The sequence below is a fragment of the Methylobacterium indicum genome, from assembly GCF_017347565.1.
Taxonomy (GTDB): domain Bacteria; phylum Pseudomonadota; class Alphaproteobacteria; order Rhizobiales; family Beijerinckiaceae; genus Methylobacterium; species Methylobacterium indicum.
This window is the reverse complement of record NZ_AP024145.1, coordinates 4,961,941-4,976,495: the sequence shown is the minus strand read 5'-3', so window position 1 is coordinate 4,976,495 and position 14,555 is coordinate 4,961,941. Positions and strand designations below refer to the sequence as shown.

General features: G+C 73.3%; 15 protein-coding genes. 4 read left to right on the top strand and 11 right to left on the bottom strand.

Annotated elements, in window-relative coordinates; translation table 11 throughout:
* Positions 1 to 71 precede the first annotated feature (71 nt).
* From miv_RS23125 to miv_RS23085, 9 genes are all read right to left on the bottom strand, one after another.
* Entirely contained in the window at positions 72 to 209 is a 138-nt protein-coding gene (locus miv_RS23125) for a hypothetical protein (protein ID WP_165602036.1), read from the bottom strand.
* A gap of 132 nt (positions 210 to 341) precedes the next feature.
* Positions 342 to 488 (bottom strand): hypothetical protein, encoded by a 147-nt coding sequence (locus tag miv_RS23120; protein WP_207179125.1) that lies wholly within the window; start codon positions 486 to 488, stop codon positions 342 to 344.
* A gap of 451 nt (positions 489 to 939) precedes the next feature.
* Complete coding sequence (gene fae, locus miv_RS23115; protein WP_048431570.1) at positions 940 to 1,455, bottom strand: formaldehyde-activating enzyme; 516 nt, start codon at positions 1,453 to 1,455, stop codon at positions 940 to 942.
* 211 nt (positions 1,456 to 1,666) lie between these two features.
* Positions 1,667 to 2,551, bottom strand: coding sequence for a triphosphoribosyl-dephospho-CoA synthase (locus miv_RS23110; RefSeq protein ID WP_207179123.1), 885 nt, complete (start codon positions 2,549 to 2,551; stop codon positions 1,667 to 1,669).
* 11 nt (positions 2,552 to 2,562) lie between these two features.
* Entirely contained in the window at positions 2,563 to 3,471 is a 909-nt protein-coding gene (locus miv_RS23105; RefSeq protein ID WP_058617822.1) for an ATP-grasp domain-containing protein, read from the bottom strand.
* Positions 3,472 to 3,495: 24 nt separating this feature from the next.
* A complete protein-coding gene (gene mch, locus miv_RS23100; RefSeq protein WP_207179121.1) occupies positions 3,496 to 4,479 on the bottom strand; it encodes a methenyltetrahydromethanopterin cyclohydrolase in 984 nt (327 codons plus the stop codon).
* 290 nt (positions 4,480 to 4,769) lie between these two features.
* The gene (locus miv_RS23095) at positions 4,770 to 5,984 is read right to left on the bottom strand and encodes an ATP-grasp domain-containing protein (protein WP_207179114.1); all 1,215 of its coding nucleotides are present in this window, start codon (positions 5,982 to 5,984) and stop codon (positions 4,770 to 4,772) included.
* 40 nt (positions 5,985 to 6,024) lie between these two features.
* Positions 6,025 to 6,933, bottom strand: coding sequence for an NAD(P)-dependent methylenetetrahydromethanopterin dehydrogenase (locus miv_RS23090; protein ID WP_207179112.1), 909 nt, complete (start codon positions 6,931 to 6,933; stop codon positions 6,025 to 6,027).
* 181 nt (positions 6,934 to 7,114) lie between these two features.
* Positions 7,115 to 8,083, bottom strand: a complete 969-nt coding sequence (locus miv_RS23085) for a beta-ribofuranosylaminobenzene 5'-phosphate synthase family protein (RefSeq protein ID WP_207183604.1) — start codon at positions 8,081 to 8,083, stop codon at positions 7,115 to 7,117.
* A gap of 282 nt (positions 8,084 to 8,365) precedes the next feature.
* On the opposite strand from miv_RS23085, the gene miv_RS23080 reads away from it, so the two are divergent.
* From miv_RS23080 to miv_RS23065, 4 genes are read left to right on the top strand one after another with little or no spacing between them, the layout of a single operon-like run.
* A complete protein-coding gene (locus tag miv_RS23080; protein ID WP_048426584.1) occupies positions 8,366 to 9,469 on the top strand; it encodes a molybdopterin-binding domain-containing protein in 1,104 nt (367 codons plus the stop codon).
* Entirely contained in the window at positions 9,463 to 11,103 is a 1,641-nt protein-coding gene (locus miv_RS23075; protein WP_207179110.1) for a formylmethanofuran dehydrogenase subunit A, read from the top strand. The genes miv_RS23080 and miv_RS23075 overlap by 7 nt, the downstream gene beginning before the upstream one ends.
* Complete coding sequence (gene fhcD, locus miv_RS23070) at positions 11,091 to 12,023, top strand: formylmethanofuran--tetrahydromethanopterin N-formyltransferase (protein WP_058617828.1); 933 nt, start codon at positions 11,091 to 11,093, stop codon at positions 12,021 to 12,023. The genes miv_RS23075 and fhcD overlap by 13 nt, the downstream gene beginning before the upstream one ends.
* Positions 12,020 to 12,817, top strand: coding sequence for a formylmethanofuran dehydrogenase subunit C (locus miv_RS23065; RefSeq protein ID WP_058617829.1), 798 nt, complete (start codon positions 12,020 to 12,022; stop codon positions 12,815 to 12,817). The genes fhcD and miv_RS23065 overlap by 4 nt, the downstream gene beginning before the upstream one ends.
* A gap of 235 nt (positions 12,818 to 13,052) precedes the next feature.
* On the opposite strand, the gene miv_RS23060 is transcribed toward miv_RS23065, so the two are convergent.
* Entirely contained in the window at positions 13,053 to 13,661 is a 609-nt protein-coding gene (locus miv_RS23060; protein WP_207183603.1) for a hypothetical protein, read from the bottom strand.
* A gap of 26 nt (positions 13,662 to 13,687) precedes the next feature.
* Positions 13,688 to 14,545: an ABC transporter permease gene (locus tag miv_RS23055; protein WP_048426580.1), complete on the bottom strand. Its 858-nt coding sequence runs from the start codon at positions 14,543 to 14,545 to the stop codon at positions 13,688 to 13,690.
* Positions 14,546 to 14,555 lie beyond the last annotated feature (10 nt).

The window sequence follows — 14,555 nt, the reverse complement described above, 5'->3', positions numbered from 1 at the left end:
GTTGGACCCGACCGGAACCGGTGCGCAAGGCGGCGCCCCCAAATGAGCGCCGAGCCCGGTTGGCCGTAGCCTCAGCCCTCGGGATGCCGCTCGCGCCAGCGCGGGCCGGGGCCGCGCATGTAGTGCAGCTCGGGGCGGTAGGGGTCCATGAACTCCGCGACGAGATCCCGCCAGTGCTGGGCGAGGCGTCCGACGAAGGCCATCAGCATGGAACCGTCCTCCTGCGCGCGAGCGATTCGCTGTCGGTCCAGGCGAGGATCGTGCCGGCCGTTCGTTGCGAAACCCTTGACGGCGACGCTGGTCGGACGCTTTGGCGAGAGTGCGACGGCGGTGGGGAGGTCTCAGGGCAGGATTCCGGCGAGCTTCAGCCCGCCCGCGGCGATCACCGCCAGCACCACGCCCCAGAGATCGAGGGGCATCGCCGCCCACCAGGCGGTGCTCTCGACCCGCTTCAGCGGCGCGTCCGGCGCCCGTGCGACGTCCTGCATGGCCTATCTCCCTCGGTCGTGTGCGTCCTCCGGGCGTTCGTCTGATGCGACCGTCCCTGCCTCAATCTACAGCATGCTGCCGACGGGAATAGCGGACCGGGCCGGAATTGGCCGGGTACCGGCGCTCAAAGATGTGCCGCCCCTGAAATTTGCCCATGCTCCGTGCAGATGGCGCCGGCTCGTGGCCGGCTCGTAGCCGGCTCGTGGCCGGCTCGTAGCCGGCTCGTGGCCGGCACGGGCGGTCCGGGATCCGCATCCTCGCGGTCTCGGACGGACCGATGGGGCCCACGCGCCGCACCGGCAACAAAAAAGGGAGGGCCCCTGGGGGCCCTCCCGATCGTTGCGTTCAGCGTCCGAGAAAAATGGAGGCCAGTCGCTGGAACAGACCCTGCGGCGGAGGCGGCGGGGGCGGCGGTGGAGGCGCCGCTGACTGCTCCGGACGGTTTCCTGTCTAGGCGACGTTCGCCGCGAAGGGGTGCTGGGCGCTCTTGTACTGCTGGGTGACCTCGGCGGCGGTCGGCGTGCCCTTGATGGCGCGCTCGATCGACAGCTTCGTCGCCTCGTAGTTGTACTTCTCGATCTTGGCGTCGTCCGCGGCTTCCCAGTGGATGAACACGCCGACCAGGATGTACAGGTCGTCGGCCTCGGCGGCCGGGATGATGCCCTCGGCGACGCAATCCTGCACCGCCTTGGCGACGGCGTGCTGGGCGGGTCCGAACATCTGGACCGCCTGGCGGGCGTCGTTGATCGTGACCTTGTTGAACAGCAGGGTGTTCGGCTTGCACGGCAGGTTCGGCGCGACCACGGCGAGCAGGCTGGTGAAGCCGTGCTTGTTGTTGGTCAGGCTGTTGCAGAACGCCGTCTCGGCGGCGCTGCCGCGCGGGCCAATGATGAGATCGATATGGGCGACCTCGTTGCCGTCGCCGACGAGGGCCTCGCCGACCATCACCTTGTTGATCGTCGCCATGTGGGGCTTCTCCCAGGTGTCGAAAGGTTAGCCGGCCGCCACATCAGTGCGGCGCAGCACCGCCATCCTTGCTGTCGGCGTTCAGCGTGAGCCGAACCGGTTGTCTGGATGGCGGGCGGACCCTACAGCGCCGCTGAACTCCGAACAAGCCGGCCGGCCCGGTACATTGGGCCATTTCCGGCTCGGCGACGGAAGGAAAGCTCTTACGGGGTTAAGACTTATTGGCAGGTTGCGCCGGTTCGGACCCCTCGCCGGCCTTCGCTCGAGCGAGGGCGTCGAGGAACAGCGTCGCGACCGTGAGGTCGGCACTGGTGCCCGGGTTGAGACCGGCGGCCTTCAAGGCGGAATCGTGGGAAAGGAGCGCGGCGCGCGCCTCCTCGCCCAGGGTAAGGGCACCGAGGGCGGCCTGCGCCTCCGCCCGCACCGTCTCGGCCGCTGCCGCGCCGAACTTGCGGGCGAGGTGACTGTCGGGAAAGCCGGTCAGGAAGGCGAGATGGACCGCCGTGGTGGTCCAGGGCTCTGCGAGGCCGCGGGCCCGTGCCTGCGCGAGGGCCGAGAGCCCGGTGTCGAACAGGTCCTCGAAGCCGGTGACGTAGGCCCGCGCGATGCGGTCGCGCGCGGCCGCCTCGCCCATCGCGGCGAGCACCGGCGGCGGCGGGCCATCCGCCGTCACGTCGTGGCGCTCGGCCCGGCCGAGCCCGCCCGGGCTCGCGAGCCGGATCGCCGCGTAGATCCCGGCGGCGTCCGCGTCGTCGAGGTCGGCCAGCACGGCATCGAGCGCCGGGCGCAGGGGCCCCGGCCGCTCGGCCGCGCGGGCGAGCGGCGCGCAGAGCAGCACGATGCCGAGATTCGTGTTCTGGCCGACCCCCGCCCGCGTGGCGGCGACCGCGCCCTCGGCCCGGGCGCCGACCCCGGCCCCGGCGGATGCGAGAGGGGGCGCCGAGAGCGCCGCGCTCGCCTCGAAATCCGCCACGCTCATCCGGTGCCCGGCGGCGTGGATATGGACGTTGCCGGGCTTGATCGCCGCGAGCTCCGCCCGGCACGCGGCGAGATAGGCCGCCGCGATGGTGTCCGCGCCGAGACCCGGCGACGGCACAGGGCCAGCCGTCACAGGGCGACCAGCCGCGGCGCGTGTCCCGCCCGCACCGCCGCCAGGAAGCCGGCGGCGACCTCCCGGGCGATGTCGACCTGCGTCACCTGCTGCAGCCCGGACCAGGCCGGCATGCTGTTGACCTCGAGCACCTGGAAGCCGCCCTCCCCGTCCTCGACGAGGTCGATCCCCGTATAGCCGCAGCCGACCGCGGCGGCGGCGGCCTCGGCGAGTTCCGCGGCCCGGGCCGGCGGGCGCCAGGGCAGCGGCCGGCCGCCCCGGTGGACGTTGGTGATCCAGCCGTCGCCCTCGCGGATCATCCCGGCGACGGCCCGGCCGGCGCAGACGAAGACCCGGTAATCCTGCCAGGCGCCGTCGCGGCGGGCGACGTAGCGCTGGAGGTAGTAGACCCGGCCGACCAGCTCCTCGGGCGGCAGCTCCTCGGGTCGGGCGATCAGCTGAAGCCCCTCCCCCTGCGAGCCGAAGAGGGGCTTGAGCACCAGCGGGCGGCCGGGTGCCGCCTCCCGGGCCACGACCGCGGCGGCGGCGTCCCGGCGCGAGAGCACGAAGGTTTCGGGCGTCGGGATGCGGTGGCGCGCGAGGAGCAGGCTCGTCATCGCCTTGTCGACCGAGCGCTCGATGGCCGAGGGCCCGTTCCACACCACGGTGCCGGCGGCGACGAGCGCGTGCAGCACGCCGAGCCGCATCGTGGTGGCCTCGAAGGTCCCGCCCGCGATGGTGCGCAGCAGCACCCCGTCCGGCAGGGCGTCGCCGAAGCCCGGCACCCGCAGGGGCTCCGGGTAGCCGGTCTCCACCGTGACGTCGGCGAGCGAGAACAGCACCGGCGTGGCGCCGAGCGCCGTCAGCGCGGCCAGCAGCCGGGCCTTGTGCCAGGCGCCGTTATCGGCCGCGAGCCCGATCCGCATGACCCCGATCCTCTCGATTCCGCCTCAGGCGAAGGAGCGCGCCACCAACTCCGGCACGAGCCGGCCGGCGCGGTGGCTATGGCCGGAGCGCAGCGAGGTCACCACCACCTCGGCCGGGCTGAACAGGTGCTTGTCGATGGCGTAGAAATCGCCGTTGAAGCGGGAAAAAATCTCCGCGAAGGGGGCGCCGTGGTCGCGCGAGGTCGTGCTCGGCAGCGCCTCGGCCAGGCCCTTGGCGTCGGCGTCGTCCGCCTCGACGAAGAGCTGGACCCGGCCGCCATAGATGATGGCGTCGTTGGTGCGGCCCATCGCCTGGATGAAGTCCGGGTGCGGCGGGCTCAGCGGCGCGGCGCCGATCCCGTCGACGACGGCATTGAGGTCGAAGCCGACGGAATGCGCCTTGTGCAGCGCGACCTCGAGCACCCGGGCGACCACCTGGGTCGCACCGGCGAGGCTCTGGGTCGGGGCGTACACGAAGGTGACGTCGGCGGGCTTCACGCCGGCCGCCTCGGCCACCTTGGCGGTGACGGAGGCCGGCGGCGGGCTCGCCGATTCGAGCACCAGGGCGATGCGCTCGGCGGAATCGCGGTAGGCCAGCTCCTCGAACAGGTGCTCGACCGCCGCCGCGGCCCGCCCCGGGCCGGAGCCGAGGGCGAAGAAGCCCGAATCTCCGGTCTCGTCGGCGAGGCTCCAGCCGGCATACTGGCTGCCGAGGCAGGCGAGCACCGGATCGGTGCTGTGCACGGTGAGCGTGAAGGGCCAGGCCTCGAGCGGGCCGGCGGGGGCGATCGTCACGGTGCCGAGACCGCCCAGGCAGATCTCCGCCATCCGCCGGCCGGCCTCGATCGAGCCGCGCACGCCCGCCCCGGCATCGATCAGACGCGAGCCGTCCGGCGCCCGCGACACGGCGAGGCGCAGGCGGACCGCCTCGGCGGCCAGGGCCTCGACCAGGGGGGCGGCGAGCGCGTTGACGCTCGGGCGGGCGGCGGCAGTGGGGGTGGAACTCATCGGGTGGACTCCCTTGGGCCGGGCCGGGGCGTGTCGGCCTCCGGTCGGCCGGTCGAATCGATCGGGGTCTTCGAGGCCCCTTGGGACGCTGGAGCATCTTCCGACGGAGCGAATACCGGTCCGTCGTAGAAAATGCAGAAATATCAAAGACCTAGAGCAGCGTCCGATCGCGACGCGATCGGGCGCGGTCTAGAGCACTTCACGATCGCGCTGCAATCGCGAAGCTCTCTATGTCTTTGTTATATCGCATTTTCTTCGACGAACCGGCATCCACTTCGTCGGAAAATGCTCTAGTCGGGGCGCGTGATCCCCCCTCCCGCACGAGAGAGGGGATCGCGCGCCTCGCCGCCGAGCATGACGCTGCGGCGTGCGAAAGCCAACGCGGCGTCTCCTGGCCTTTTCGCCAACTGCGCCCGCAACGCGGCCGCCCGGGCTTCGAGGGCGCGGCGGGCCGCGATCGCGTCCGCTCCCTCGGCCATCACCGTGCAGATCGGGGCGCCGGCCTCGATCCGGCTGCCGGCGGCGGGGCGGTCCATCGCCCAGTCGGGCCAGTCGAGGGCCGGAACCGCGGGAATCGCCGCGTCGGCATAGAGGATCTCGGTCGCCGCCGCATCCCCAGGCACCGGCAGGGCCTGCGGCAGCCGGCCCCGGCTCGCGGCGAGATGGGCCGCGAAGAGCGGCACGGGCCCGCGATCGAGGAGGTCGAGGGTGGCGCCGGGCCGCGGATTGACCTCGAGGAGCCACCACGCCTCGCCCTCGACCAGGACATCGGCGCTGACGAGGCCGCGCAGGCCCGTCGCGGCGACGAGGCCGGCGAGTGCCTCCACGACCGCAGCCCGCACGCCGTCCGGCAGGGCGACCGGACCGACGGCGCCGGCATAGCGGAAGGGCCGGTCCGCGCCCGGCGCGGTCCATTGCTCGCTCGCGGCCAGCACGGCGATCCCGCGCCCGTCGGCGAGCGCCGCGAGGGCGTGCGGCCGGCCCGGCACGCGGCGCTGGAGATAGGCGTTCCTCGGCAGCCGTCCCGTCCGGGCCGCCCGAACGTGGCCGCCGCCCGAGGCGCCGCGCCGCTTCACGAGCCAGGAATCGGGGGCCGCCACCGGCGCCAGGGCGATCTCGGGGTGTGGAATGCCGAGGCGGGCGCACGACGCCGCGAAAGAGTCCGGGTCCTTCAGCGCCGCCACCGCGTCGGGCGAGGCGCCGAGCAGGGGATACCGCTCCGCGAGGCGTCGCATCAGGCCAGGCGATCCCTCGAAGCCGGAGCCGAGAACGAGGCCGACTGCGGGGCCGGCTTCCGCCGCCAGGGCGGCGAGGGCCGCCTCCACGCCGCGGGCCCCCGGGCCGGCGCCGAGGCGGCCCGGCACGCGACGATAGCCGGCGGCGAGGGACCGGGTGTCGTCGTCGCCGAACAGGTCGGCCACGAAGGGCCGGTACCCGGCCCGGCGAGCCGCGGCGGCGAGCGCCCGCCCGGATTGCGCGGCGATCAGCACCGCCTCGCCGGTCATCGCCGCGAGGTCCCCGCCCGTCCGGTCTCGTCCCGTCGGGTCACGCGGGTCCGGCTTGGCCGGTCAGCTCGACGGCGAGCCGATAGGCGTCGCGGAAATCGAGGACCAGGGGCTGGTCGGCCTGGAGCAGGCGGCGGAAGAGCCCAGCCTGAGTACAGTACTTGACGTTGCCGATGGCGAGCGCGCCGATGCCCACGCCCCGTCCGCTCGGCAGCGGGACCGCATCGGCGTTGACGTCGATCCCCGCGATGCCGGCGGGCGGCACGGCGTTGACGTCGGCGGCGACGAGCAGTCGGCCGGCCTGGGTCAGGTCCTCGGCGCTCAGCACCTGCACGCCGGCGGCCGCCGCCGACAGGATCACCTCGGCGTCCCGGGCCGCCGCGAGCCGGCCGGCCTGGTCCGAGCCGTCGGCGGCCTCGACCGCGACGCCGAACCGGGTGCGGATGCTCTCGGCGATCGCCGCCACCCGCTCGCGGCCGTTATAGCCGACGAGGACCGGGTGGGCGCCCTCCTGGGCGGCGATGACCGCGGCGCAATAGGCGACGACGCCGGTGCCGCCGTAGATCGCGACGCGCTTGCCCGCGAGCCCCTCGCCGAACCTGTCGTGCAGCGCCTTGCGCACGCAGGCCACCATCGCGGCCCCGGTGGTGAAGGAGCCGGCTGGGTCGGCGAAGACGTGGTTGGCGAAGGGCGGCACGAAGGCGCTCGTCGCCGCGTCCACCATGTCGAGGGAGGCCTCGGCGTTCTTGCCGCCGATGAAGATCGCCGTGCGGGTGCCGTCCTGAGGCGCGCGGGAGAAGATCGAGTCCTGGACCAGCGGCACCACCTCGCCCGGCTCCACGGCGGTGTAGGTCGAGACGACCTCGAAGCCCGCATCCACCGCCATGTTCACGTCGAACGGACTCATGTGCTTGAGCGGCGTCAGCATGTGCAGGATCGAGCGGGCCATTCGAACCTCCTGTCGGGAGCGGCGCAGCCGGGCGACCGCACCGGCAGCCCGTGCCGTGACGGGTGCCGTCCCGCCTTCTAAGCCGGGCGGTCCCGCCTGTGTCTTGTACGATAGTGCTGTTGCGCCGGTTCGAGTCGGTCCGGCCCGGCGGATTCTCGGAAGATGGCTTCCGAATTCTCTCTCAGCCGATCTCGGCGCCCCGGTTGCGCCCGCGCGCGATGCGGTAGCCCAGGTCCGGGTGGCGGGCGCGCAGGGTCGCGACCAGCGCCTCGGCCTCCGCCGCACCGGCGACGAGGGCGAAGCCGGTCGGCCCCCAGGAACTCTGGCCGAAGCCCGCGATACCCTCCGCCTCCACGGTGGCGAGCGCCGCCGCCACCGCGTCGCTGGCGTAGCGCCCGCCCTGGTGCGGGGCGAAGTAGTCGCCGATCCGGCGCTGGATCCCGGTGATGCCGGAGCCGAAGCGCGGCAGATCCTCGGTCACGGCCGCGGGCAGCACCTGCATCAGCACCGTGCGGCAGATCTCGGCCGCCTCCGCGGCGGGGAACCGGGGCAGTTCGCGGAAGGCCCGGCGCTCCTCGGAACCGTGGACGCCGGTGCGGCCCGCATCGAGCATCAGCACCACCCGCCAGGCCTCCGGGAAGGCGAGCCGGGCGATCACGGGCGGCGGCGCGTCGGTCTCGTCGCGCCCGCCATCGACGATGAGGCCGCCGGTGACGAAGGCGGCGAGGCCCACGCCCGAGCGGTTGCCGCGGTCGAGGACGTCCGCGAAGGCGGCGGGCGCGAAGGGGGCGCCGTGGAGCGCCGCGAGGGCCGCGGCGACCGAGAGGGCGAGCTGCGTGCCCGAGCCGAAGCCCGCATGGGCGGGGATCGCCTCCGCGAGGTGGAAGGCCCCCGTCTCCGGCACCCCGAGATGGCGGGCCGCGAGCGCCGCGTAGCCGCGCACCCGCGCGCATTCGGCGGCGATGCCGGGCCCGTCGGCCCCGGTGACCCGGAGGGTGTCGGCCCGCGCGGCGGTGAGGTCGAGGCCGGGCGCGTCGAGCCCGAGCCCGATGCTGCCGAAGCGCCGGCCGAGCCCGCCATGCAGGTCGAGGAACCCGAAATGCAGCCGCGCCGGGGCGCGCACCCGCACCTCAGCCCGCGCCGTCCCCATCCCGTGCGCCAAACCGGCCTCGCTTCCTGCCCTGCTGCCCGACCCTGCCGCCCGGGCGGCCGCGCCGGGCCGTCCCGCCGCGGGACTGTCCCACACCGTCGGTCGCCTGGGCAACTCTCGGCGCAACGGTGCGGGGCGGATATTTTCTGGCGCCCGGTGCGGCGAGCCGGACTTTCGGGGGACTTGCCTCGCCGCCCTCCCGGATGCGACCGTCCGGCGCGGAATCGAAGCGGGGTCCGGGTCGGGCGATCCACGGGACCGCGAAGACGTGAGCGAGGGCGGATGACGGCCTGGATCGACGGGCAAGCGGTGGAACGCGACGCGGCGGTCGCGGCGGCGGCGGAGCTGCTGGCGGGGGCGCGCAGCCCCCTCGTCGCCGGCCTCTGCGCCGACGCGGCCGCCGTGCAGGCGGCCTTCGACCTCGCCCGGACCGTCGGCGCCTCCGTCGATCCCGCGGCGGGCGCGGCGGTCTACGCCGATCTCGGCGCGCTCGCGTCCGTCGGTGCCATGGCGACGACCCCGGCCGAGGCGCGGGGCCGGGCCGACCTCGTGCTGGTCGTCGGGCAGGCGCCCTGGACCGCCGGTCTCGTGCCCGATCTCGCGGCGGGCGATCCCGTGCGGGGCCGGGCCTCGGGCCGTCCGCGCACGCTCGCGACCCTCGGCGGCACCGGCGACGGCGCCGTTCGGCACGTCGCCTACCCGGCGGGCGAGGCCGGGATCCCGGCGGCGATCGGGCTGCTGCGCGGGCTCGTCGCCGGCCGCGTCGCCGGTCCCCATCCGCTGGCCGACCTCGCGGCGCGCCTGCGCGACGCCCTCTACGGCGTGATCGTCTACGACCCGGCCGAGATCGGCGCCCTCGGGGCCGAGATGCTGACCGGTCTCGTCAAGGACCTCAACGAGACCACCCGCTGCTTCGCGCTTGCCCTCGGCGATGCCCATCAGGGCCGCACCGCCATGCAGGTCGCGGCCTGGAGCACCGGCCAGGGGCCGCGCGTCGGCTTCGGCCGCGGGCGCCCCGAGCACGATCCCTGGCGCTTCGATTCCGGACGGCAGGTCGCCGCCGGCGAGGTCGACGCGGCCCTGTGGCTCGCCGCCCTGCCGGCTCCCCTGCCCGCCTGGACCCGCACCGTGCCGAGCGTGGCGCTCCTCGGGACGCCGACCGGCAGCGAGGCACGGATCGTGATCGCAGTAGCCGTGCCGGGCGAAACGGCCGGCGCCGCCCTCTGGCATCCCGGCCGGGCCGCGATCGCCTGGCACGAGGCCGGGGCGCCCGCCGCGGCCGCGGCTCCGGACGCCGCCGCCATCCTCGCCGACCTCCACGACCGCCTCGCCGCCGCACCGATGCGTGCGCCTGCGGCCCCTACGGAGCTTTCCGCCTCATGCTGACCCGCATCGCCGGCGGCCGGGTGGTCGATCCGACCGCCGGGCGCGACTCCGTCAGTGACGTCTGGATCGAGGACGGCCGCATCGTCGCCACCCCGGATCGCGGGCCCGACCGCACCATCGATGCCGCCGGCTGCATCGTCATGGCGGGCGGCGTCGAGGTCCATTCGCACATCGCCGGCGGCAACGTCGTGCTGGCGCGCCTGCTGCTGCCGGAGCTCGGCGTGTCCGAGCCCGACGCGCCGAACCCGCACGGGTCGGGCCGCGACGTCGGCCTGCTCTACGCCCGGATGGGCTACACCACCGCCGTCGAGCCGGCGATGCCGCCGGTCAACGCGCTCGCCACCCAGCTCGAACTCGCCGAGATCCCGCTCCTCGACCGGGGCGGGCTGTGCGTGATGGGCAACGACGACCAGCTGCTCCAGCTCCTGCGCGACCGCGAGAGCGCGGATGCGGTGCGCGACCTCGTGGCGCTCAACGTCGCGACCTCCCGGGCGCTCGGCGTCAAGGTGATCAATGCCGGCGGCGCCGACGCCTTCAAGGACGGAGCGGTGCGCTTCTCCCTCGACGACGAGGTGCCGGCCTACGGGCTGACCTCCCGCACCATCCTCAACGGGCTCCTCGACGCGGTCGAGGCGCTGAAGGTGCCCCATCCGCTCCACGTCCATTGCAGCAATCTCGGCCTGCCCGGGGCCGACGACAGCCTGATCGAGACCCTCGAGGCGGCGGAGGGCCGGCGGATCCACTTCGCCCACGCCCAGTTCTACGCCTACGCGGCCCTGGACAAGGACAACCCGCTGACCGGCGGCTTCAAGTCGGCCGCGTCGCGGATCGCCGAGGCGCTGGCGCGCCATCCCAACGCGACGCTCGATATCGGCCAGGTGGTGTTCGGCCAGACCGCGACCATCTCCCTCGACGTCCTGCGCCAGTTCGCCGGCCGCAAGGGGGCGAGCCCGAAGAAGTGGATCGTCAATGCCGGCGACGCCGAGGGCGGCGGCATCGTGCCGTTCCGCTACCGCGACCGCGGCCCGACCTCGTCGCTGCAATTCGCCATCGGGCTCGAGCTGATGCTGCTCTCGCCCGACCCGGAGCGCACCATCCTGACCACCGACCATCCGAATGGCGGGCCGTTCACCGCCTATCCGCGCATCCTTCACCTCCTGATGGACAAGGAGGCGCGGGACCGCGAGGTCGCCGCCCATCCCAAGGTCGCCGCCGAGCGCTCGGGCCTCGCGGGAATCGAGCGCGAATACACCCTCACCGAGGTGGCGCAGCTCACCCGCTCGGGCCCGGCGAAGCTCTTGGGCCTCACCGACCGCGGCCATCTGCGCCCCGGGGCCCGGGCCGATATCGCGGTCTACCGCGACCAGGCGGACCGGACCGCGATGTTCGCCCGCGCCCACCGGGTGATCAAGGACGGCACGGTGATCGTCGAGGACGGCGAGGTCGTCGCCTGGACCCGCGGCCGCACGCTCCAGCTCTCCGTCGAGGCCGATGCTGGCATGGCGCGGCGGACGGAGTCCTATCTCCAGGGCCGCTTCGGTGCCGGCCTGTCGAGCTTCACCGTTCCCGACGCGGCCTTCCCGGGCCGCCGGGCGGACGAGCCGGTTTTCGAGGCGGTGGCATGCCGGACCTGATCCTCAACGGCATCCGAGTCGAGGATACCTTCGCGGAGGCCTTCGACATGGCGGGCACCGCCCTGGTGCTCACCGCCGACACCGCCGAATGGGCGATGATCGCCGCCGTCACCATGACCGGCTTCGCCACCTCGGTGATCGGCTGCGGGGCGGAAGCGGGCATCGACACCGTGCTCTCGCCCGACGACACCCCGGACGGGCGCCCCGGGGTGCGCGTCCTCCTGTTCGGCTTCGATGCCGGCGGCCTCAAGGACCAACTCCTGCGCCGGGTCGGACAGTGCGTGCTGACCTCGCCGGGCAGCGCGGTCTATGCCGGCATCGCCTGGGACGACCCCAACGCCGCCAAGGCGATCAAGCTCGGCGGGGCGATCCGCTATTTCGGCGACGGCTTCGCCACGGCCAAGCGCGTCGACGGGCGTCGCTACTGGCGCACCCCGGTGATGGACGGCGAGTTCGTCTGCGAGCATTCCGTGCCGACGATCCAGGGTGCGGTCGGCGGCGGCAACCTGCTGTTCCTCGGCCGGCGCTTCCCCGACACCCTGCGGGTGGCCGAGATCGCGGTGGCGGCGGCCCGCGCGATCCCGGACGCGATCCTGCCCTTCCCGGGCGGCGTCGTCCGCTCCGGCTCCAAGGTCGGCGCACGCACCAAGGGCATGATGGCCTCGACCAACGACGCCTATTGCCCGACCCTGAAGGGCCGCGCCGGCTCGCTCCTGCCGCCGGAGGTCGACGTGGTGCTGGAGATCGTCATCGACGGGCTCTCGGCCGGCGCCGTCTCGGCGGCGATGCGGGCGGCGCTCCACGCCTCGACGAAGGCCGGGGCCGATCTCGGCCTCGTCGCGGTCACGGCGGGCAATTACGGCGGCAATCTCGGGCGCCACCACTTTCACCTCCGGGACCTGCTCGGAGAGGCCGCATGACCACCCTGACCCTACGCGCCGCGCCTCCCGAACGCCTGGATCTCGCCGGGATCACCCCCGCGGCGCTGGCCGGCCTGTCCGAGGGCGAGGCCGCCCGGCTGCCGGTCGGCACCAGCCGCCACGGCCTCACCCTCGGCGATTGCTTTGCGGTCGCCCTCGACGGGGCCGACGAGTTGCGGATCGTCGGTGCCACCGACCGCCTCGACCGGATCGGCGCCGGCCTCGAAGCCGGCCGGATCGTGATCGAGGGCGATGTCGGCCAGCGCCTCGGCGCCGGCATGACGGGCGGCACGATCACGGTCTCGGGCTCCGCCGGCCCCTTCGCCGGCACGGCGGCCAAGGGCGGTACGATCCGCATAGACGGCGACGCCGCCGAGAGCGCCGGCGGCGCGATCCACGGCGCCCCCGCTGGGCTCGACGGCGCGACGCTGCTGATCGGCGGTCGCGCCGGCGACCGCCTCGGCGACCGGATGCGCGCCGGCTTGATCGTGGTGAAGCAGGCCGGGGACCATGCGGGCTCGCGCATGATCGCCGGTACGATCGTGGCCGAAGTCGTCGGCGACCATCCGGGCTACGGCATGCGCCGCGGCACCCTGGTGGCCGCCCGCCACGGCGCCCTGCTGCCGACCTTCGCCGAGACCGGGAGACAGGATCTCGTGGTGCTGCGCTTGCTGGCGAAGTCGATCGCGGCGCATTCCCCCGGGGCGGCGGCCCTGCTGCGCGGATCGATGCGCCGCTACGGCGGCGACCTCGCGACCCTGGGCAAGGGGGAGTTGTTCACCCCGGCGGGGTGAGAGCGGTCATCGCTGGTGCGGAGGTGTGCCCGCGAACACGCGTCCACCTGGCAGGGGCATCCCGGGGCTCGCCGCAGGCGAGAGCCCGGGATCCGGAACCGCCGATGGTTCCATGGAAGTCGGGACGCGTCCCGCCTCGTCCTGTAAGACTTGAGCGTCCGGATCCCGGGCTCCGCTGCGCGGCCCCGGGATGACGCGGAGGGTATTCAGGCTCGTCGTAGGGAGGCAGGCTCCGTCACAGCCTTGCCTGGATCTTCTTCGCGATCGCGCCCAGCCGCTGCTCCAGCAGGGTCGGCACCTCGCAGACATAGGTCAGCGACTGGCTGCGCTCCTGGAAGATGCGCTTGTCCCAATTGAAGCGGGATTCGATTTCGGCGAGTTCCTTCGTGTCGGGGACGTCCGGCGCGGTCTTGACCTCGCTGATCCGCCCGGCCTCGTCGCGGATGCGCTCGGCCATCACCTTCTGGCCGCGGGCGTAGCGGCCGATGCCGGCCACCACCTTGTCGCGCTCGCCGTTCAGCACCTCGAACACGCCGGCGAAGACGCGGGTCAGGCGGGCATCCTTCTCGGCCTTGTCGAGCTTGGCCGTGAACGCGTCGAGGAGGCCGTCGACCTCGTCCAGCGGCAGCCGACGCGACGCGATTTTTTGCGCCAGCAGGGCCGCGTCGGTGTCGTTGCCCCACTCGGCCAGAGCCTGGGTCGGGTCGGGCCCGGTCCAGACCGCGCCGGGACCCAGCGTCGAGACCTTGCGCTGGGCGCAGGGCCAGTCGGAATCGGGCTTCGGCTGGGCGAGCGCCGGGACGGCGGCCAGGACCAGGAGCGTGGCGAGGGTGGAACGGAGCATCATGGGCATCTCTCGATGATGGGCGGTCAGCCCGCCTCCCCGGCCGGGCCGCCGCGCCGGGCGAGCAGCCCGCGGCCGGGATCGTAGGCGGCCACCGCCATGACGAAGAACGCGAGGCCGGTCCCGACGACGACCGCGCAGGAGACCGGGTTGAAGGCGCCGTAGAGGGCGAAGCGCACGAGTTCGACCGCGTGGGTGAACGGGTTGATCTGGCAGATCCAGTAGAGCGTCGCGCTCGATTCGTTGATCCGCCACAGCGGGTAGAGCGCCGAGGAGGCGAAGAACATCGGGAAGATCACGAAGTTCATCACGCTGGCGAAGTTCTCGAGCTGGCGCACCAGCGAGGACAGGAACAGCCCGATGGCGCCGAGCATCAGGCCCGAGGCAAGGAAGGCCGGCAGGGCCAGGAGGTAGCCGCTCCAGGGGATGTCGGTCTCGAAGAAGCTCGCCACCGCTAGGAAGACGTAGGCCTGGATCAGCGAGACGATCACCCCGGCGATCAGCTTGGCCAGCAGCAGGCTCCAGCGCGGATAGGGGCTGGTGAGCAGCACCCGCATCGAGCCGACCTCGCGGTCGTAGACCATCGACAGCGAGGATTGCATGCCGTTGAACAGCTGGATCATCACCGCGAGCCCCGGCACGACGTAGACCTCGTAGAGGACATACGTTTCGTAGGGCGGCGTGATCGACAGGCCGAGGGTGTTGCGAAAGCCGGCGGCGAAGATGAACAGCCAGACCAGCGGCCGCACCAGCGCCGAGAAGAACCGCTCCTTCTGGTTGAAGAAGCGGAGCAGCTCCCGGCGGACGATGCCCGTCAACGCGATGAGGTAGCCGCCGGCATCGAGCCGGCCGCGGACCGGAGTGAGGCTCGCGCCCGCGCTCATGCCATCGTCC